The following is a 17674-nucleotide window of genomic DNA, read 5'->3' on the forward strand; positions in this document are numbered from 1 at the left end:
ATGTCGATATGAGGTCGCTGTTATACGCTGTCGGACCGATGCTGTTCGACTCGCTGGGCGTGATCGTCTTCGCCGTCTTGCTCGGGCTCGGCGTCGATCTTGTCATTGCTACGATCGCGGGCACGGTCACCGCGGCAGGCGTCGTCGGTTATGAGCTTGCGCGGGGCAGGAAGGTCGCGGCGCTGCAGTGGATCAGCCTCGCCTCGGTACTCTTCACCGCCGCCGCGACGCTGTTTACCGGCGACCCGCGCTTCGTGATGGCAAAGCCGACGATCGTCTATCTGATCGTCGGCAGCGTGATGCTGCGCAAGGGCTGGCTCGACCGCTACATCCTGCCCGAACAGCTGGCGCTGGTCGGCGATGTGATGGACCGGTTCGGGATGATCTGGGCGGCGCTGATGTTCGCGAGCGCCGGACTGAATCTCGTCGTCGCGCTCTTTTTCACCGCGTGGTGGCCGCTGTTTATCGGGATATTCCCGCTGGCGTCGAAATTCGGCCTGTTCGCGGTCCACATCGCGGCGGTGCATTTCATCGGGCAGGCGCGGTTGCGCCGCCGCGCGGGCGGCGAGCTGCAGCCGCTGGCCGCCGAATAGCCTAGTCTGCGTCGAGCCCGTAGGCGGTGTGGAGGACGCGCACCGCCAGTTCGGTCTCGTCCTCGTCGATCAGCACGCTGACCTTGATCTCGCTGGTCGAGATCGCCTGGATGTTGATGCCGCGATCGGCCAGCGCGCGGAACATCGTGCTCGCGACCCCGGCGTGGCTCTTCATGCCGACCCCGACGACGCTGATCTTCGCCACCTTGTCGTCGCTGATGATGCGGTTGAAACCGATCTTGTCCTTCGCGGCTTCGAGCAGGTCGATCGAACGGAGCAGGTCGACGGCGGGAACGGTGAAGGTCACGTCGGTCTCGCCCTTTTCGCGGCCGACGTTCTGGATGATCATGTCGACGTTGATCCCGGCCGCGGCGAGCGGACCGAAGATGTTGGCGACCGCGCCCGGCTTGTCGGGCACGCGCGTGACGATGACCTTCGCTTCATTCTTGTCGTGGGCGATGCCGGTGATCAGCTGCCGTTCCATCTGATGTTCCTCTATTTCCTCGTCGCTGACGATCATCGTGCCTTTTTTCGGAGCCTCGTCGCCCTCGACGAAGCTGGAGAGGACCTGCACCCGCACGCCCTCCTTCATCGCGAGCCCGACCGAGCGCGTCTGCAGCACCTTGGCGCCGACGCTCGCCAGTTCGAGCATTTCCTCATAGGTGACGAAATCGAGCTTGCGCGCGCGCGCGACGATGCGCGGGTCGGTGGTGTAGACGCCGTCGACGTCGGTGTAGATGTCGCAGCGGTCGGCCTTCAACGCCGCGGCGACCGCGACCGCGCTGGTATCGGACCCGCCGCGGCCGAGCGTCGAGATGCGGCCGTCGTCCATCATGCCCTGGAAGCCCGGGATCACCGCGACCTCACCCTTCGCCATCGAGGCGCCGAGCGCGCCGGTGTCGATGTCGGCGATACGCGCGCGGGCGTGCGCTTCCTCGGTACGGATCGGGAGCTGCCAGCCAAGCCAGCTCCGCGCGGGAGTGCCCATCGCCTGCAGGGTGAGCGCAAGGAGCCCCGACGTGACCTGCTCGCCGGCGGCGACGACGACGTCATATTCGGCGGGGTCGTAACGCGGGTTTGCCTCGCGGCAGAAATTGACCAGCCGGTCGGTCTCGCCGGCCATCGCCGAGACGACGACCGCGACCTCGTTGCCGTTGGCGACTTCGCGCGCGACGAGTTTCGCCACGGTGCGAATCCGCTCGGTGCCCGCCATCGACGTGCCCCCGAATTTCATCACGATCCGCGCCATGTCGCCCCGCTTTCCTGTTCTGGTTCCGGCCGCGACTTTTCCGAGCTTTCCGCGGCGCTCGCGCTGTTAGGCAAGGGGGGCGCCGATGGCAAGCGCGGTGGCGCCCGCGCGCGGATAGATTTTCTTGCACGGACGAAGCCATAGTGCCACATCGCGGGCATGACCGCCGCGACGATCAACCCGCACGAAGCCGCCCATTTCGGGGCGCTCGCCGCCGACTGGTGGGACCCGCACGGATCGTCGGCGATGCTTCACAAGCTCAATCCCGTGCGCCTGTCGTATATCCGTGACCGGATCGACGCGCATTGGCATGTCGATGCGCGCGAGCGCCATCCGCTGGCCGGGCGCACCGCGATCGACGTCGGCTGCGGCGCCGGACTGCTCGCCGAGCCGCTCGCGCGGATGGGCGCGAACGTCACGGGCGTCGATGCGGCGCCCGAGAATATCGCGGCGGCGCGTGAGCATGCGGCGGGGCAGGGGCTGTCGATCCACTATCATGCCGGTGAACTCGCCGCGCTGCCGCCCGCGATGTTCGACCTCGTTACCTCGATGGAGGTCGTCGAGCATGTCACCGATCCCGCCGCCTTCATCGGCGAGCTCGCGGCGCGGCTCGCGCCCGGCGGGCTGATGATCCTGTCGACGCCGAACCGCACGATGCTGTCGAAGCTGCTCCTCGTCGAGGCGGCCGAGCGCGTCGGCGCGGTGCCGCGCGGTACGCACGATTGGGACCAGTTCCTGAGGCCTGACGAACTGACGTCGCTGCTCGAAGGCGCCGGGCTCGAAGTTATCGACCGCACCGGCCTGTCGCCGTCGCCGGCAAAAGGCTTCAAGCTCGGCGGCAGCGAGGCACTCAACTATCTTGTTGCGGCGAGGCACGCGGGGTGAACCGCGACCCGCGCGTCGACGAATATATCGCGAAGCGCCAGCCGTTCGCGCAGCCGATCCTCAACCATTTGCGCGAACTGGTGCACAAGCATGCGCCGGGCGCCGAAGAGACGCTGAAATGGGGCGTGCCGCATTTCGTGCTGAACGGGCAGAATCTGGCCGGCATGGCGGCGTTCAAGGAACATGCGACCTTCGGCTTCTGGCGCGACGAAGAGGTGACGGGGTCGCCGCGCGACACCGGCGCAATGGGCAGCATGGGGCGGCTGGCGTCGCTCGCCGATCTGCCCGGCGACAAGGTGATGGCGGCGTGGATCGGGAAAGCCGCGGCGCTCTGCGCCGAGGGCAAGCCCAAGCGGCCGGCGCCGAAGACGAAAGCCGCGCTCGACCTGCCGGAGGATCTGGGCGCGGCATTAAAGGCCGATGCCGCGGCGCAAGGGCATTGGGATGCCTTTTCGCCCGGCAAGCGCCGCGATTATATCGAGTGGGTGCTCGAGGCAAAGCGCGAGGAAACGCGCGTCAAACGCATCGAGACGATCGTCGCGCAGGTTGCCGAGGGCAAGGACCGGAACTGGAAATACAAGGGTTGTTGAGCAGGACGTCGCCCCCGCGAAGGCGGGGGCCGCTATCGGTTTATGCAGCGGTGGAGAACAAGGCCTCCAACGACCCCCGCCTGCGCGGGGGTTGACGCTTCGGAACGCTTCGCATTCCGTGGCGCGTCAAAAATCCACATCTTCGTAATATTTCGGCGGCGTCACGATTTCCATCCGTTCCGCCAGCAGGGGGCGAAAGGAGGGGCGGGATTTCAGTCCCGAATACCAGCCCTTCGTCTGTTCGTGCCCGGTCCAGTCGATGCCGCCCAGATAGTCGGCGACCGAAATATGCGCCGCCGCGGTCAGGTCGGCGAGTGTCATCGTCGCGCCGGCGAGCCAGGTGCGGTGGTCGATCAGATAGTCGACATAGTCGAGATGGTTGTTCGCCGCCTTCATCGCTTCGCGCAGGGCGCCGCCGTCGGGGGGCTGGCGGTGGACGATGCGCTTCTGCATCCGCTCGAACAGCAGCGGGCCGGTGACTTCATAGAAGAAATCCTGGTCGAACCAGGCGACGAGGCGGCGGATCTCGGCGCGCTGCGCCGCGGTGCCGTTGATCATCGCCTTGCCTTCGACGGTTTCCTCGAAATATTCGGCGATCGCGTTGCTGTCGATCAGCACCTGCCCGCGACCGCCGTCGACCATCACCGGGGTCCGCCCCGCCGGATTCAGGTCGATGAACTCGTCGCGCCGTTCCCACGGCGATTCGCGTACCAGTTCATAACCGACGCCCTTTTCGCCGAGCAGCAGGCGGACCTTGCGCGAAAAGGGACAGAGCGGGAATTGATAGAGTTGCCACATAAGCTTGGCATAGCGGCAGCGAGGCGTTCCGCGCAACGCCTATGGCGTGCGGAAAGTCACCTCGCTGCCAAAGCTGTGGATGGCGTCAGCGCTGCCGCGCGGCGTCGCGTTCGCGTTCCCACTGCGCCGCCATGTCGCGCGCCATGCTCTTGAGAACGGGCGCATAGGCTGCGAGCGCCGAGGCGGCGTGCCCCGCCATGCGCGTCGTGGCGCGGACATCGTCGCCGAGGCGTTCGGCGTAATAGGGATCGTCCTGCCCCGCGACTTCGCCGAGCGTCGCGTCGGGCGGGATATAGGCCGCATCCGAGGTCGGATCGACGCGTGCGACAGCCTCGGCCAGCGGGCCGACGTTGAGCTTCATCAGCGCGCCGACCAGCGCAGTGACGGTATCGGCCATGCGATCCTGCGCGACCGGGTCGTTCAGCGTCGCGACGGTATCGTTCATCTGTCCGGCGGCGGCAGGCATCGGCGCCGCAAGCGCGAGCAGGGGAAGGGCGGCAAGGGCAATACGCAACGTCGGGCGGGTCATCGGCTTCATCCTTTCGAAGGACGCAGGTTCCAGCAATGCCGCGCCTTCTAGAAACCCGACGCTTTCGCTGCGCTGAACGTCGATCGGCCATGCGACGAAATGCGGCAAGGCTGCGACAGGCTCCTTGTCAGGGAAGCGGCCGGTTATTCCGCCGCGACCACCTCAATCTCTTCCTCGTTCAGCGAATGGGTCAGGCGGCTGATCATTTCCTTCGGGCAAACCTGCCAGAAACGGCCCTTCCAGCGCTCCCAGTCGGCAAGGATCTCGTCCGACCATTTGCTGCCGGTGGCCTTGGCATGATCTTCGACCAGCGCCTTCAGTTCGCTTTCCCAATGGCTGCTCGCAAGCCGCTGCCAGACGATCGACTCGCCGTTCGCATGCCGCTCGAAGCTGTCGTCGCTGTCGAGCACGAAGGCCATGCCGCCGGTCATTCCGGCGCCGAAGTTCGACCCGACGGGGCCGAGGATGACCGCGGTGCCGCCGGTCATATATTCGCAGCCGTTGGCGCCGCAGCCCTCGACGACGACGCGCGCGCCCGAGTTGCGCACCGCGAAGCGCTCGCCCGCCTGACCCGCCGCGAGCAGGGTGCCCGCGGTCGCGCCATAGAGGACGGTGTTGCCGACGATGCTGTTGTGCTGGCTGACCAGCGGGCTCGACACGGTCGGACGCACGACGATGCGGCCGCCCGACAGGCCCTTGCCGACATAGTCGTTGGCATCGCCGAAGACTTCGAGCGTCACGCCCTGGCACAGGAAGGCGCCGAGCGACTGGCCCGCGGTGCCGCGCAGGCGGACCTGCACATGATTGTCGGCGAGCCCCTTCATCCCGAAACGTGCGGTGACCTCGGCCGACAGGCGAGTGCCGACCGCACGGTGCGTGTTGCGGACGTTGTAGGTGAGCTGCATGCGCTCGCCGCGTTCGAACAGCGGCTTCGCGTCGTTCAATATCTGCGCGTCGAGGCTGTCGGGCACCGGGTTGCGGAAGCTCGGTCCCTGCGAGCGGCGTTCCTCGTCGGGCGCGTCGACCTTGGCGAGGATCGGGTTGAGGTCGAGGTCGTCGAGATGTTCGGCGCCGCGGCTGACCTGACGCAGCAATTCGGTACGGCCGATGACCTCGTCGAGGCTGCGGCAGCCGAGTTTTGCCAGAATTTCACGCACTTCCTCGGCGATGAAGGTCATCAGATTGATCACCTTCTCGGGCGAGCCGGTGAACTTCTGGCGCAGCTTTTCGTCCTGCGTGCAGACGCCGACCGGGCAGGTGTTGCTGTGGCACTGGCGCACCATGATGCAGCCCATCGCGACGAGGCTCAGCGTCCCGATGCCATATTCCTCGGCTCCCAATATGGCCGCGATGACGATGTCGCGCCCGGTCTTGAGGCCGCCGTCGGTGCGCAGGCGGATGCGGTGACGCAGGCCATTGAGGGTGAGGACCTGGTTGACTTCGGACAGCCCCATTTCCCACGGCGTGCCGGCATATTTGACGCTGGTCTGGGGCGATGCGCCGGTGCCGCCGGTGTTGCCGGCGACGAGGATGACGTCGGCATGCGCTTTCGCGACGCCCGCCGCGACCGTCCCGATGCCCGCCGAGCTGACGAGCTTGACGCAGACGCGCGCCTTCGGGTTGATCTGCTTCAGGTCGTAGATGAGCTGTGCCAGATCCTCGATCGAATAGATGTCGTGGTGCGGCGGCGGCGAAATCAGCGTGACGCCGGGCGTCGCATGACGCAGCCGGGCGATGAATTCGGTTACCTTGAAGCCCGGAAGCTGGCCGCCTTCGCCGGGCTTGGCGCCCTGTGCGACCTTGATCTCGATCTCGTCGCACGCGCCGAGATATTCGGCGGTGACGCCGAAGCGGCCGCTCGCGATCTGCTTGATGTTGCTGTTGGCGTTGTCGCCATTGGCATAGGGCTGATAGCGCTCGCTCGCTTCGCCGCCTTCGCCGGACACCGCCTTGGCGCCGATGCGGTTCATCGCGATCGCCAGCGTCTCGTGCGCCTCCGGAGACAGCGCGCCCAGCGACATGCCCGGGGTGACGAAGCGCTTGCGGATTTCGGTGATCGCCTCGACGCTATCCAATGCGACGCCCTGCGCCGGATAGTTGAACTCCACCAGGTCGCGCAGATAGATCGGCGGCAGGTCGGCGACCCCGCGCGAGAATTGCAGATAGGTCGAATAGCTGTCGGTCGCGACCGCGGTCTGGAGCAGGTGCATCAACTGCGCCGAATAGGCATGCGCCTCACCGCCGGCGCGCTGACGATAGAAACCGCCGATGGGCAGGGTGGTGACGCGGGTGTCGAACGCCGCCTCGTGCTTCTCGACCGCGTTGATGAACAGCGACTGATAGCCTTCGCCGGAGATTTTCGCCGGCATGCCGGGGAACAGGTCGTTGACCAGCGCGCGCGAAAGGCCGACGGCTTCGAAATTATAACCGCCGCGATAGCTGGAGATCACCGCGATCCCCATCTTGGCGAGGATCTTTAGCAGGCCGTCGTCGATCGCCTTGCGGAACCGCAGATGACAATCGCCCAGCGACAGTTCGCGGCCGAATAGTCCGCGGGCATGGCGGTCGGCGATCGCCGCTTCGGTCAGATAGGCGTGAACGGTCGTCGCGCCGACGCCGATCAGGACGGCAAAGGCATGGGTGTCGAGCACCTCGGCCGAGCGGACGTTGATCGAGGCATAGCTGCGCAGCCCCTTGCGGACGAGATGCGTGTGGACCGCGGCGGCAGCGAGCACCATCGCCATGCCGACGCGCTTGTCGCCGATCGCCTGATCGGTCAGGAACAGCTCGCTACGCCCGGCGCGCACCGCGTCCTCGGCCTCGCGGCGGACGCGGGCGATCGCTTCGCGCAGCGTCGCGGCATCGCCGCCGGCCGCGAAAGTACAGTCGATATCGGCGACCGCATCGCCGAAATAGGCACGCAGCCGGTCCCAGTCGTCGCCGACGAGCACGGGCGAATCGATCGCGAGGACGTGGTCGCTCTGCCCCTTTTCGTCGAGGATGTTGGCAAGGTTCGCGAAACGCGTCTTCAGGCTCATCACATGCCGTTCGCGCAAGCTGTCGATCGGCGGGTTGGTGACCTGGCTGAAATTCTGGCGGAAGAATTGCGCGACGTGGCGCGGCTTGTCCGAAATGACCGCGAGCGGCGTGTCGTCGCCCATCGATCCGACGGCTTCCTTGGCATCCTCGACCATGGGCGAGAGGATGAGCTCCATATCCTCCATCGTCAGCCCGGCGGCGACCTGGCGGCGGAGCAGTTCGGCGCGGTCGAAGGTCGGCAGGCTCGACTTGCCGCCCTTCGGCAGGTCGGCCATCGTGCGGAAACCCTTGACGCGGGCGGGATAATCCTGCGCGTCGGCGATCAGATCCTTGATCGCGCGGTCTTCGTAAAGTGCGCCGTCGTCGAGGTCGACCGCGATCATCTGGCCGGGGCCGAGGCGGCCCTTCTTGCGGATGCTCGCCTCGGGCAGCAGCACCATGCCGCTTTCGGAGCCGACGACGAGCAGATTGTCGGCGGTCAGCGTGTAGCGCAGCGGACGCAGCGCGTTGCGGTCCATCCCCGCAACCGCCCAGCGGCCGTCGGTCATCGCGAGCGCTGCGGGGCCGTCCCACGGCTCCATCACGCTGGCGAGATAGCTGTACATCGCGCGGTGGTTGTCGGGCACGTCGCACTCGTTGGTCCACGCCTCGGGGACGAGGATCAGCTTCGCGGTCGGTGCATCGCGGCCGGCGCGGCACAGCGCCTCGAACACCGCGTCGAGCGCGGCGGTGTCCGACGCGCCCGCCGGGATCACCGGCTTGATGTCTTCCGAATGCTCGCCGAACGCTAGGCTCGCCATCTTGATCTCGTGGCTCTTCATCCAGTTCTTGTTGCCGCGGATCGTGTTGATCTCGCCATTATGGGCGAGGCAGCGGAACGGCTGGGCCAGCCACCATTGCGGGAAGGTGTTGGTCGAATAGCGCTGGTGGAAGATCGCCACCCGGCTCTCGAACAGCTTGTTCATCAGGTCGGGATAGAAATCGCCCAGACTCTCGGCGAGGAACAGGCCCTTGTAGATGATCGAGCGCGCCGACAGGCTGCAGATGTAAAAGTCGGCGATCTGCGCCGCGATCACCTTTTTCTCGATCCGGCGGCGGACGAGATAAAGCTGCTTTTCGAATTCGGCGACCGACTGTTCGTCGGGCAGCGGTCCGGCGATCATGATCTGCTCGATCTCGGGGCGCGTGCGCTGCGCCTTGTCGCCGATTACCGACACGTCGACGGGTACCTGACGCCAGCCATAGATGGTGAAGCCCGCGTCGATGATCTCGGCCTCGACGATCGTCCGGCATTCTTCCTGCGCGCCAAGGTCGGTGCGCGGCAGGAACACCATGCCGACGGCGAGGCGGTTCGGGCGCACCTTGTGCCCCGACGCTGCGATGGCGTCGTCGAAGAAGCGCACCGGCAGGTCGACATGGATTCCCGCCCCATCCCCGGTCTTGCCGTCGGCGTCGACCGCGCCGCGGTGCCACACCGCGCGCAGCGCCTCGATCGCCGCCTCGACGACGCGGCGCGAGGCCTTGCCGTCGGTCGCCGCAACCAGACCGACGCCGCAGGCATCGGATTCCATGTCGGGGCGATACATGCCGGTCTCGGCAAGGCGCGCATGGTCGGGGGTGGGGTAATGGGTCATGTTGCAGTCCTGATTTCGTTCTTACCGCCATCCCGGCGGGCACCGGGATGACGGCAGCAGCGATGCTATTTCTTCTTCTTGCGGGCGTTCTCGACCGCTTCGTCGGCGGCTTGCTGCACCGCGATCGACGCATTTTCATACGCGGTTTCGAGATCCTCGACGCGCTTCAGGTCGGCGGCCGACCAGTTGCTGCGGTCGTAAGCGGGGTCTTCGACCGCAGCGTCAGCCGCCGCTGCGGCTGCGGTCGCAGCATCCGATGCCGCATCCACGGCATAATCGTCCGCGGCGGCGTCGGCGGCCGCATCGACGGCATAATCGTCTGCCGCGACCGCGTCTGTGGCCTCCATCGTGTCGGTCTTCCACATGTCGCGCTGTTCTTTCAGCGTCTTGACGTCGACCTTCATCAGCTTGGCCAGCTTCGACAATTCGGCATCGCTCAGGTCGGCGAGCTGCTTTTCCTTGGGCAGCTCCTTCATGTCCTTCTCGATCTGCGGCGCGCGGTCGATGAACTTGCTGATCAGCGGCGGCATCGCCTTGATCACCGCCAGCATCACTTCGGGATCGGCCTGCAGCGCCATCCAGTCGCTGCCATAGGCGGTGCCGGTCGGGGTTGCGAGGAAGGCGTTGAGTTCGGTGAGCTGCGCGGCCGAGAATTTGCGCGCATAGGCCTTGGCCATGCCGGCGCGCATCGGCGGTTCCATGTCGGCGAGAACTTCGCTGATCAGCGGCTTGATCACCTTGTTGATCTGGTCTTCGCGTTCCTGGCGGTTCGGGTCGAACACATCGGCGATCTTGCCCTTGGTCGCTTCGTCGAGTGCGGCGATCTTCTCGCTCTCGACCCCGGTCTTGATCGAGATCATCAGGTCGGACTCGCCGCCCATCTCGCCCATGATGGTCTTGAACATCTTGCCGTAGAGATTGTCCATCATCCGCTCGAGACTGCCCGAAGGGATCAGCGCCCCCATCGTCGTCTGCGCGAGCGTCAGGCGTGCGGGTTCGACCGGCGGCAGGTCGCTGGTGTCGAACATTTTTTCGACGATCGCGATCGCCGCATCCATCTCGCGTTCCATCTTCGCCTTGGATTCAGCGGCATAGGCTTCGCTGTCGACATCGGCGCTGTCCTGGCTCGCATCGACGACCACCTCGGCGGCGGGCGCTTCCTCGGGTGCGGCATGGGCGGGCGCGGCCAGCGGCAGCAGCGCGATCGTGCCGGCGAGCAGCATCGTCTTGAACTTCGGCATCATGAATTTCCTTCCCTGTTGGTCATGCTGCCTTCTTTTCGCTTTTCGCTTTCGCTTTCAACCATTTCGACATCTGTTCGCTGACGTCGCGGCCGTCGCGGATGCCCCAGACGACCAGGCTGGCGCCGCGCACGATGTCGCCGGCGGCGAAAACGCCGGGCAGGCTGGTCATCATCGTCTGGTGATCGACGCGCAGCGTGCCCCAGCGGGTGACGCTGAGGTCGGGCGCACCGAACAGGTGTGGTAGTTCCTCGGGATCGAAGCCCAGCGCCTTGATCACCATGTCGGCGGGCAGGTCGAACTTGCGGCCGGGGTCGACCTCGGGGCTGCGGCGGCCGCTCGCATCGGGCGCGCCGAGGCGCATCCCCGCGACCGCGACTTCCTTGACCTTCTTGTCGGCGGTGAAGCTTTCGGGGGCGGAGAGCCAGACGAACTCGACGCCCTCCTCCTCGGCGTTCGACACTTCGCGCTGCGATCCCGGCATATTCTCGCGGTCGCGGCGATAAAGGCATTTGACCGACTTGGCGCCCTGGCGGACGGCGGTGCGGACGCAATCCATCGCGGTGTCGCCGCCGCCGATGACGACGACATGCTTGCCCTTGGCATCGAGGCTGCCGTCGTCGAACGCCGGCACCGCATCGCCGAAGCCCTTGCGGTTCGAAGCAATAAGATAGTCGAGCGCGGCGATCACGCCGTCGGCGCCATTGCCCGCGACATTGATCTCGCGGGCTTTGTAAACGCCGGTCGCGACGAGGATCGCGTCATGCTTCTGGCGCAGCGCGTCGAGCGTCGCTTCGCTGCCGACGTCGAAGCCGAGGTGGAAGTGGATGCCGCCCTGTTCGAGCCGCTCGATGCGGCGCATCACCACGTCCTTCTCCAGCTTGAAGCCGGGGATGCCATAGGTCAGCAGCCCGCCGGCGCGGTCGTGCCGGTCATAGACATGCACCTCGTGCCCTTCGGCGCGCAGATATTCGGCGGCGGTCAGCCCGGCGGGGCCGGCGCCGATGATCCCGACCGACTGGCCGGTCGCGGCGCGGACATGCAGCGGCTCGACCCAGCCTTCGGCCCAGGCGGTGTCGGTGATATATTTCTCGACGCTGCCGATCGTCACCGCGCCATGGCCCGAGAATTCGATGACGCAATTGCCTTCGCAAAGCCGGTCCTGCGGGCAGATGCGGCCGCAGATCTCGGGCATCGTCGAGGTCGCGTTGCTGAGTTCATAGGCTTCGCGCAGCCGGCCTTCCGCGGTCAGGCGCAGCCAGTCGGGGATATGGTTGTGCAGCGGGCAGTGGACCGAGCAATAGGGCACGCCGCACTGCGAACAGCGCGCCGCCTGCGCGTCGGCGTCGGGCGCGGCGTAGCGTTCGGCGATCTCGCGAAAGTCTTGCGCGCGGTCTTCGGCGGAGCGCTTGTCCGGATAGGATTGTTCACGCTCCACAAACCGGAGCATGCGATCGGCAGCCATGCAGTTTCCCCTTCGTTGCGGGGCAAATGCATGGCCGGACCGGGGCTGTCACGACATTTATGTCGATTAGGACAGTATTACTGACATTAATTCAGGGTCCAGCGACCGAATTTTGTTCCCTGCGCAACTATCTTTCGCAAATAGTAAAATATCGGCCCTATCTCATGGTGAGCCACACCAGCGCGGCGGCGCCAACGATGATTCGGTACCAGGCGAAGGGAGCGAAGCCATAACGGGTGACCACCGCGAGGAAGGCCTTGATCACCACCCACGCGACGATGAACGAGACGAAGGCGCCGAGCCCGATCAGCCCGAGATCGTTCGAGGTGATCGCATCGCGGTGCTTGAAAAGCTGCAACGCCGTCGCACCGCTCAGCGTCGGCAGCGCAAGGAAAAAGCTGAACTCGGCGGCAGTCTTGCGGTCCACCCCGAACGACATGGCGCCGAGGATCGTTGCGCCCGACCGGCTGACCCCCGGGATCATCGCGATGCACTGGACAAGGCCGACCAGAATCGACTGACGGGTAGACATGTTCGCGACCCCGCCGACATCCTTCGTCTTGGCAAAGCGTTCGACGAGCAGGATCGCGAAACCGCCGATGATCAGCGCCCAGGCGACGACCACGGCGTTTTCAAGCAGCAGTTCGATATAGTCGCCGAAAGCCAGCCCGAGGATGACGGCCGGGAAAAAGGCGAGGAGGAGGTTGCGGACAAAGGCGATGGCGACGGGATCGCGGCGAAAAAAGCCGGTGAACATGTCCCAGAACAGCTTCCGGTAGAGCACGACGATCGCCAGGATCGCGCCCGGCTGGATCGCGATGTTGAAGATCGCCCAGCGCGACGCGTCATAGCCGAGCAATTCGGTCGCGAGGATCAGATGGCCCGTCGACGAGACGGGAAGGAATTCGGTCAGCCCCTCGACGATGCCGAGGATGATCGCGGTCAGCCAGATGCTCATCGTGCGTCACCCCGTAGTTCGTGGCGCGCGGCCGGGGCGGGGCGGGGAAGCAGATCGGTGCGGGTCATGGGAATCCTGCGATGGCGATGGTCGGTCATATGCGAAAGGGCGTCCGGCCGATGCCGGGCGCCCTATTCGCATACCGACCTACGCAGGCAGGCCCGATTTTTCCAGCCGCTATTTCGGCGGGCTGACCAGCCGGCTCGGCCAGCCGACCCGGATCAGCGTCTGGTCGGGATCGGAGAGGACGAATTCGTACATGCCCCACGGCTTGTGCGTCGGCGCCTTCTCGCGTTCGAGGATGATATCGCGCATCCGCTCGGCAAGCTCCGCGACGCGGTCGGTATAGAGATAGAGCCCGAACGGATTCTGTCCGGGAATCAACCAGCCCTCGGGCGCCTCGTTCGTCAGGTGCAACTGCCAGCCCTTGCCGTCTGCGAGCAGCCGGTAGCTGCCGTGGTCGCCGACGACCGACAGGCCGAGCTGTTCGTAAAAGGCGGTGCTCGCATCGAGATCGCTGCACGGCAGGATCGCGGCGATATGGTGGGGCGGCGCGTCGGTCATGCCGCAAGCCTAGCGCCGCGATGGCGCAGCCGCCAGTTGGCGAGATGCGCACCAGCCAAGCCGAGCGCGCCGAGTGAGGTGAGCAGCCGGTCGCCCGCCGCAGGATCGGCGGCCGCGATCCATCCCTCGTGCGCCGCGAGCCCGGCCGCAAGCAGGCCGAGCCCCATCGCGGCCGCGAGGCCCGGGCCGATGTGCCGGTGCCGTTTCCAGCCGTCGTGCATCGCGACCAGCGCCGCGGGGACGGCGAGCAGCAATATCGCGGCATGCACCCCTTCGGGCAGCGCGATCCAGCGGCTGAGCGCCGGGGCCAGCAGGATGATCAGCGGCAGCGCGAGACAGTGGATCAGGCAGGTCAGCGACAGGAGGATTCCCGTCAGGTCGGCAAGACGCGGGCGCGCGGCGGGGAAGCACATGGGATGTCTTTCGCGGGAGGGGTTCGCGTGCGAGATAATGATACAATGTATCATTGCAAGGGCGATTGTGAATCCGCCCCTTGCCGCCCATATCGCATGCTGGCAAAGGGGCGCAGTTTTGGCGCCTTTTTACCGGTGCCGTCCAACCGCCAGAAAGGCCGATTTTTCGATGTCCCAGATGATCCGTGTCACCCTTCCCGATGGCTCTGCCCGAGAAGTCGTGCGCGGGACTACTCCGGCGCAGATTGCGGCGGACATCGGCCCCGGCCTCGCGAAGGCCGCGCTCGCCGCAAAGATCGACGGCGAACTGCGCGACATCATGCGTCCGCTGGAGGAGGATACCAACCTTGCGCTGGTGACGAGCCGCGACGAGGCCGACGCGCTCGAACTCGTGCGCCACGACTATGCGCATGTGCTGGCGGAGGCGGTGCAAAACCTGTTTCCGGGCACGCAGATCACCTTCGGCCCCTCGACGGGCGACGGCTTCTATTACGACTTCGCACCGACCGCCGACCATGGCGCCTTCCGCGACGACGAACTGCCGCTGATCGAAGAGGAGATGCGCCGCATCATCGCTGCCGACCTTCCTTTGACAAGGGAAGTGTGGGAGCGCGACAAGCTGATCGCCAAGTGGCAGGCCGAGGGCGAGACCTTCAAGGCCGAATGGGCCTCCGAACTGCCGCAGGGCGAGGAGCTCACCGTCTATCGCAGCGGCGACGGCTGGATGGACATGTGCCGCGGGCCACATCTGGCCTCGACCGGCAAGCTCGACCCCGCGGCGTTCAAGCTGACGCGCGTGTCGGGCGCCTATTGGCGCGGCGATCAGAAAAATGCCCAGCTCAGCCGTATCTATGGCACCGGTTGGCTCAACAAAAAGCAGCTCGCCGAGCATCTCGTCCGGCTCGAAGAGGCCGCGAAGCGCGACCATCGCAAGATCGGCCGCGAGATGGACCTCTTCCACCTGCAGGAAGAGGCGCACGGCAGCCTCTTCTGGCACCCGAAGGGCTATCGCATCTATCGCGAGCTCGAGGCGTTCATGCGCCGCGCGATCGACGGCGGCGGCTATGTCGAGGTCAAGACCCCGCAGGTGATGGACGCGCGCCAGTGGGAGCAGTCGGGTCACTGGGGCAAATATCGCGAGAATATGTTCGTCATCCCCGACGAAATCCCGAACACGGAGGATGACGGTCCGATCATCTCCGACGACGCCGAGTGGATGGCGCTGAAGCCGATGAATTGCCCGGCGCACGTCCTGATCTTCCGTCAGGGGATCAAGTCGTACCGCGACCTGCCGCTGCGCATGGCGGAAATGGGCTGCTGCCACCGCAACGAGCCGCATGGCGCGCTGCACGGCATCCTGCGCGTCCGTCAGTTCACGCAGGACGACGGCCATATCTTTTGCCGTGAGGACCAGATCGTCGAGGAGGTGCGGACCTTTTGCGAACTGCTCGACCGCGTTTACCGCGATCTCGGCTTCGAGAAATATGCGGTGAAGCTGGCGCTGCGGCCCGAAAAGCGCTTCGGCACCGAAGAGATGTGGGACAAGGCCGAGGCCGAACTTCGCGAAGCCGTCGCGCGCGCCGGGATGGCAAACGAGGATTATGGTTGGGAGGAATTGCCGGGCGAGGGCGCCTTCTATGCGCCGAAGCTCGAATTTCACCTGACCGACGCGATCGGCCGCACCTGGCAGTGCGGGACGATCCAGTCCGACCGCGTGATGCCCGAACGCCTCGATGCCTCTTATGTCGGCGAAGACGGCGAACGCCATCGCCCGGTGATGCTCCACCGCGCAATCCTCGGCACTTACGAGCGCTTCATCGGCATCCTGATCGAGCATTTCGCCGGCCGCTTCCCGACCTGGCTCGCGCCGGTGCAGGCGGTGGTCGCGACGATCGTCAGCGATGCCGACGATTATGCGAAGGGCGCCGCCGAACAGCTCGCCGCCGCCGGCATCCGCGTCGAGACCGACCTGCGCAACGAGAAGATCAATTACAAGGTGCGCGAGCACAGCCTGCAAAAGGTTCCGTACCTGCTCGTCGTCGGCAAGCGCGAGGCCGAGGAGGGGACGGTTGCGATCCGCACTCTCGGCCAGGACGGCCAGCGGATCATGCCGCTCGCCGAAGCGATCGCGCTGCTGAAGGGCGAAGCGACCCCGCCCGACCTCAGGCATTGATGACAAAGTCGCGCCGGCGGTGGCGGCGCTGGGTCGCGCTGCTGGCGCTGCTCGGCGCGGCGCTGCTCGCCAAAGGCTATTGGAACGCGACGCGCGATCCGGTCATACGGACCGCCACCGTCGGGGTCGCCGGCTGGCCGGCTGGGCAACCTCCGCTGCGGCTGCTCCTGCTATCCGATATTCACGTCGCGGGGCCCGACATGCCGCCCGAACGGCTGGAACGGATCGTCGGCGAGCTCAACCGGCTGAAGCCCGACCTCGTGCTGATCGCGGGCGATCTCGTCAGTGAAAAGCGTACCGCGACCCATATCTATACGGCGGGCCAGGTCGTCGCGCCGCTCGCAGGCCTGCGCGCGCCGCTCGGCGTCGTCGTCGCGCCGGGCAATCACGATCATTGGTTCAAGCCCGACGCGCTGCGCGGCGAGATGGAGAAGCTTGGGCTTCGCGTGCTTCAGAACGAAGCGATCAGGCGCGGCCCGCTGATCGTCGGCGGGGTCGACGACGATTTTTCGGGGCACGACGATATTGCCGCAACCTTTGCCGCGATGGACCGGCTCGGGCCGGGCGTGCCACTGCTGCTGACCCACAGCCCCGACATCGTTCCCGACTTGCCGCGGCCGGTCGCCGCCGTCTTCGCCGGGCATACCCATTGCGGCCAGATTCGCTTTCCTGTCGTCGGTGCGATCAGCTATGTCTCGCGCTACGGCGACCGCTTCGCCTGCGGCGACATGGTCGACGGAAAACAGCGCGTCTTCGTCGGCGCGGGGCTGGGAACGAGTATCGTCCCGCTTCGTTATCTGACGCCGCCCGATATATGGCTCGTCACCGTGGGTCCGAGCGGAAAGGAATGAGCGCTTTGCCCCAAATCGCCGAAATCGCCCGGCATAGGGCGCGGGAACGCCTGCCGCGCCATCGCCACGCGCGTGCTTATGTCGCGCTGGTGCTGGGCGGCGGCTATGAGGAAGCCGGCGATCAGGGGCGGGTTGCCGCCGCTGCGGGAACGGTGGTCATCCATGGTGACTGGACCGCGCATCGCGACCTGTTCGGCATTGGCGGGGCGCGGGTGCTCAACCTGCCGATGGCCCCCGATATGGTCCCGGGCGCCGGGCATATCGACGATCCCGACGCTGCAGCGCGCTTTGCCGAACGCGACGCTGCCGCGGCCGCCGATTATGTGCGCGATCATTTTCGGCCCGGTGCCGCCCTGCAACGCGACTGGCCCGACCTGCTCGCCGCAGCGCTCGCGGACGATCCCGATATCGCGCTTGCGGACTGGGCGGACGGGGTGGGGCTCGACCCGGCGTCGGTCAGCCGCGGTTTCATGCGCGCCTATGGCGTCACGCCGAAGCGCTTCCGGCTCGAGGCGCGGACCCGGCGCGCGTTGCTGGCGCTTGCCGGTTGGCGCGGCAGTCTCGCCGCGCTCGCCGCCGACCAGGGCTTCGCCGATCAGGCGCATCTCGCGCGGTCGGTGGCCGCGATGACCGGCATGCCGCCGGTTCGGTTCCGGGCAAAGTCCGTTCAAGCCTAGGCCGCTGCCTTCGGG

The 17674-nt window shown here is 66.1% G+C and carries 15 protein-coding genes; 6 read left to right on the plus strand and 9 right to left on the minus strand.

All coding sequences use genetic code 11. The features are described 5' to 3' along the window. The first annotated feature begins 8 nt into the window (after positions 1-8). Complete coding sequence (locus LH19_RS04495; protein WP_054725142.1) at positions 9-593, plus strand: inner membrane-spanning protein YciB; 585 nt, start codon at positions 9-11, stop codon at positions 591-593. 1 nt (position 594) lies between these two features. On the opposite strand, the gene LH19_RS04500 is transcribed toward LH19_RS04495, so the two are convergent. After that, positions 595-1842: an aspartate kinase gene (locus LH19_RS04500; RefSeq protein ID WP_054725143.1), complete on the minus strand. Its 1248-nt coding sequence runs from the start codon at positions 1840-1842 to the stop codon at positions 595-597. Between the two features lie 159 nt (positions 1843-2001). Here LH19_RS04500 and ubiG point away from each other — a divergent pair, with 159 nt between their 5' ends. Together ubiG and LH19_RS04510 are read left to right on the plus strand one after the other, a co-directional pair. Beyond that, positions 2002-2727, plus strand: coding sequence for a bifunctional 2-polyprenyl-6-hydroxyphenol methylase/3-demethylubiquinol 3-O-methyltransferase UbiG (gene ubiG, locus LH19_RS04505; protein WP_201258418.1), 726 nt, complete (start codon positions 2002-2004; stop codon positions 2725-2727). After that, a complete protein-coding gene (locus LH19_RS04510) occupies positions 2724-3317 on the plus strand; it encodes a YdeI/OmpD-associated family protein (RefSeq protein WP_054725147.1) in 594 nt (197 codons plus the stop codon). The genes ubiG and LH19_RS04510 overlap by 4 nt, the downstream gene beginning before the upstream one ends. Positions 3318-3443: 126 nt before the next feature. Here the strand turns inward: LH19_RS04510 and LH19_RS04515 are convergent, their stop codons facing one another. From LH19_RS04515 to LH19_RS04550, 8 genes are all read right to left on the minus strand, one after another. Beyond that, positions 3444-4115 (minus strand): glutathione S-transferase family protein, encoded by a 672-nt coding sequence (locus tag LH19_RS04515; protein ID WP_054588640.1) that lies wholly within the window; start codon positions 4113-4115, stop codon positions 3444-3446. Positions 4116-4200: 85 nt separating this feature from the next. Further along, positions 4201-4644, minus strand: coding sequence for a hypothetical protein (locus tag LH19_RS04520; RefSeq protein WP_234716080.1), 444 nt, complete (start codon positions 4642-4644; stop codon positions 4201-4203). A gap of 143 nt (positions 4645-4787) precedes the next feature. Next, the gene (gltB, locus tag LH19_RS04525; protein ID WP_054725150.1) at positions 4788-9317 is read right to left on the minus strand and encodes a glutamate synthase large subunit; all 4530 of its coding nucleotides are present in this window, start codon (positions 9315-9317) and stop codon (positions 4788-4790) included. Between the two features lie 65 nt (positions 9318-9382). Continuing rightward, positions 9383-10561 (minus strand): DUF2059 domain-containing protein, encoded by a 1179-nt coding sequence (locus tag LH19_RS04530; protein ID WP_054725153.1) that lies wholly within the window; start codon positions 10559-10561, stop codon positions 9383-9385. Between the two features lie 19 nt (positions 10562-10580). Continuing rightward, entirely contained in the window at positions 10581-12023 is a 1443-nt protein-coding gene (locus tag LH19_RS04535; RefSeq protein ID WP_054725156.1) for an NAD(P)-dependent oxidoreductase, read from the minus strand. 157 nt (positions 12024-12180) lie between these two features. Continuing rightward, on the minus strand, positions 12181-12981 hold the full coding sequence (locus LH19_RS04540; protein WP_054725159.1) for an undecaprenyl-diphosphate phosphatase: 801 nt from the start codon (positions 12979-12981) through the stop codon (positions 12181-12183). Between the two features lie 177 nt (positions 12982-13158). Then, a complete protein-coding gene (locus tag LH19_RS04545) occupies positions 13159-13545 on the minus strand; it encodes a VOC family protein (RefSeq protein ID WP_054725162.1) in 387 nt (128 codons plus the stop codon). Beyond that, positions 13542-13958: a MerC domain-containing protein gene (locus LH19_RS04550; RefSeq protein ID WP_054725164.1), complete on the minus strand. Its 417-nt coding sequence runs from the start codon at positions 13956-13958 to the stop codon at positions 13542-13544. Before LH19_RS04550 ends, LH19_RS04545 begins: the two co-directional genes overlap by 4 nt. Positions 13959-14127: 169 nt before the next feature. Here LH19_RS04550 and thrS point away from each other — a divergent pair, with 169 nt between their 5' ends. The 3 genes from thrS to LH19_RS04565 are packed head-to-tail and all read left to right on the plus strand — an operon-like array spanning position 14128 to position 17659. Beyond that, complete coding sequence (gene thrS / locus LH19_RS04555) at positions 14128-16131, plus strand: threonine--tRNA ligase (RefSeq protein WP_054725166.1); 2004 nt, start codon at positions 14128-14130, stop codon at positions 16129-16131. Continuing rightward, complete coding sequence (locus LH19_RS04560; protein WP_054725175.1) at positions 16131-16982, plus strand: metallophosphoesterase; 852 nt, start codon at positions 16131-16133, stop codon at positions 16980-16982. The genes thrS and LH19_RS04560 overlap by 1 nt, the downstream gene beginning before the upstream one ends. Next, positions 16979-17659, plus strand: a complete 681-nt coding sequence (locus LH19_RS04565) for a helix-turn-helix domain-containing protein (protein WP_054725179.1) — start codon at positions 16979-16981, stop codon at positions 17657-17659. The genes LH19_RS04560 and LH19_RS04565 overlap by 4 nt, the downstream gene beginning before the upstream one ends. Positions 17660-17674 lie beyond the last annotated feature (15 nt).

The sequence above is a fragment of the Sphingopyxis macrogoltabida genome, from assembly GCF_001314325.1.
In the GTDB taxonomy this organism is placed as follows: Bacteria; Pseudomonadota; Alphaproteobacteria; order Sphingomonadales; family Sphingomonadaceae; genus Sphingopyxis; species Sphingopyxis macrogoltabida.

Coding starts and splice junctions, on each gene's coding strand:
- LH19_RS04495 (WP_054725142.1), top strand. CDS start 9: ATGAGGTCGCTGTTATACGCTGTCGGACCGATGCTGTTCGACTCGCTG.
- LH19_RS04500 (WP_054725143.1), bottom strand. CDS start 1,842: ATGGCGCGGATCGTGATGAAATTCGGGGGCACGTCGATGGCGGGCACC.
- ubiG (WP_201258418.1), top strand. CDS start 2,002: ATGACCGCCGCGACGATCAACCCGCACGAAGCCGCCCATTTCGGGGCG.
- LH19_RS04515 (WP_054588640.1), bottom strand. CDS start 4,115: ATGTGGCAACTCTATCAATTCCCGCTCTGTCCCTTTTCGCGCAAGGTC.
- LH19_RS04520 (WP_234716080.1), bottom strand. CDS start 4,644: ATGACCCGCCCGACGTTGCGTATTGCCCTTGCCGCCCTTCCCCTGCTC.
- gltB (WP_054725150.1), bottom strand. CDS start 9,317: ATGACCCATTACCCCACCCCCGACCATGCGCGCCTTGCCGAGACCGGC.
- LH19_RS04530 (WP_054725153.1), bottom strand. CDS start 10,561: ATGATGCCGAAGTTCAAGACGATGCTGCTCGCCGGCACGATCGCGCTG.
- LH19_RS04535 (WP_054725156.1), bottom strand. CDS start 12,023: ATGGCTGCCGATCGCATGCTCCGGTTTGTGGAGCGTGAACAATCCTAT.
- LH19_RS04540 (WP_054725159.1), bottom strand. CDS start 12,981: ATGAGCATCTGGCTGACCGCGATCATCCTCGGCATCGTCGAGGGGCTG.
- LH19_RS04545 (WP_054725162.1), bottom strand. CDS start 13,545: ATGACCGACGCGCCGCCCCACCATATCGCCGCGATCCTGCCGTGCAGC.
- LH19_RS04550 (WP_054725164.1), bottom strand. CDS start 13,958: ATGTGCTTCCCCGCCGCGCGCCCGCGTCTTGCCGACCTGACGGGAATC.
- thrS (WP_054725166.1), top strand. CDS start 14,128: ATGTCCCAGATGATCCGTGTCACCCTTCCCGATGGCTCTGCCCGAGAA.
- LH19_RS04560 (WP_054725175.1), top strand. CDS start 16,131: ATGACAAAGTCGCGCCGGCGGTGGCGGCGCTGGGTCGCGCTGCTGGCG.
- LH19_RS04565 (WP_054725179.1), top strand. CDS start 16,979: ATGAGCGCTTTGCCCCAAATCGCCGAAATCGCCCGGCATAGGGCGCGG.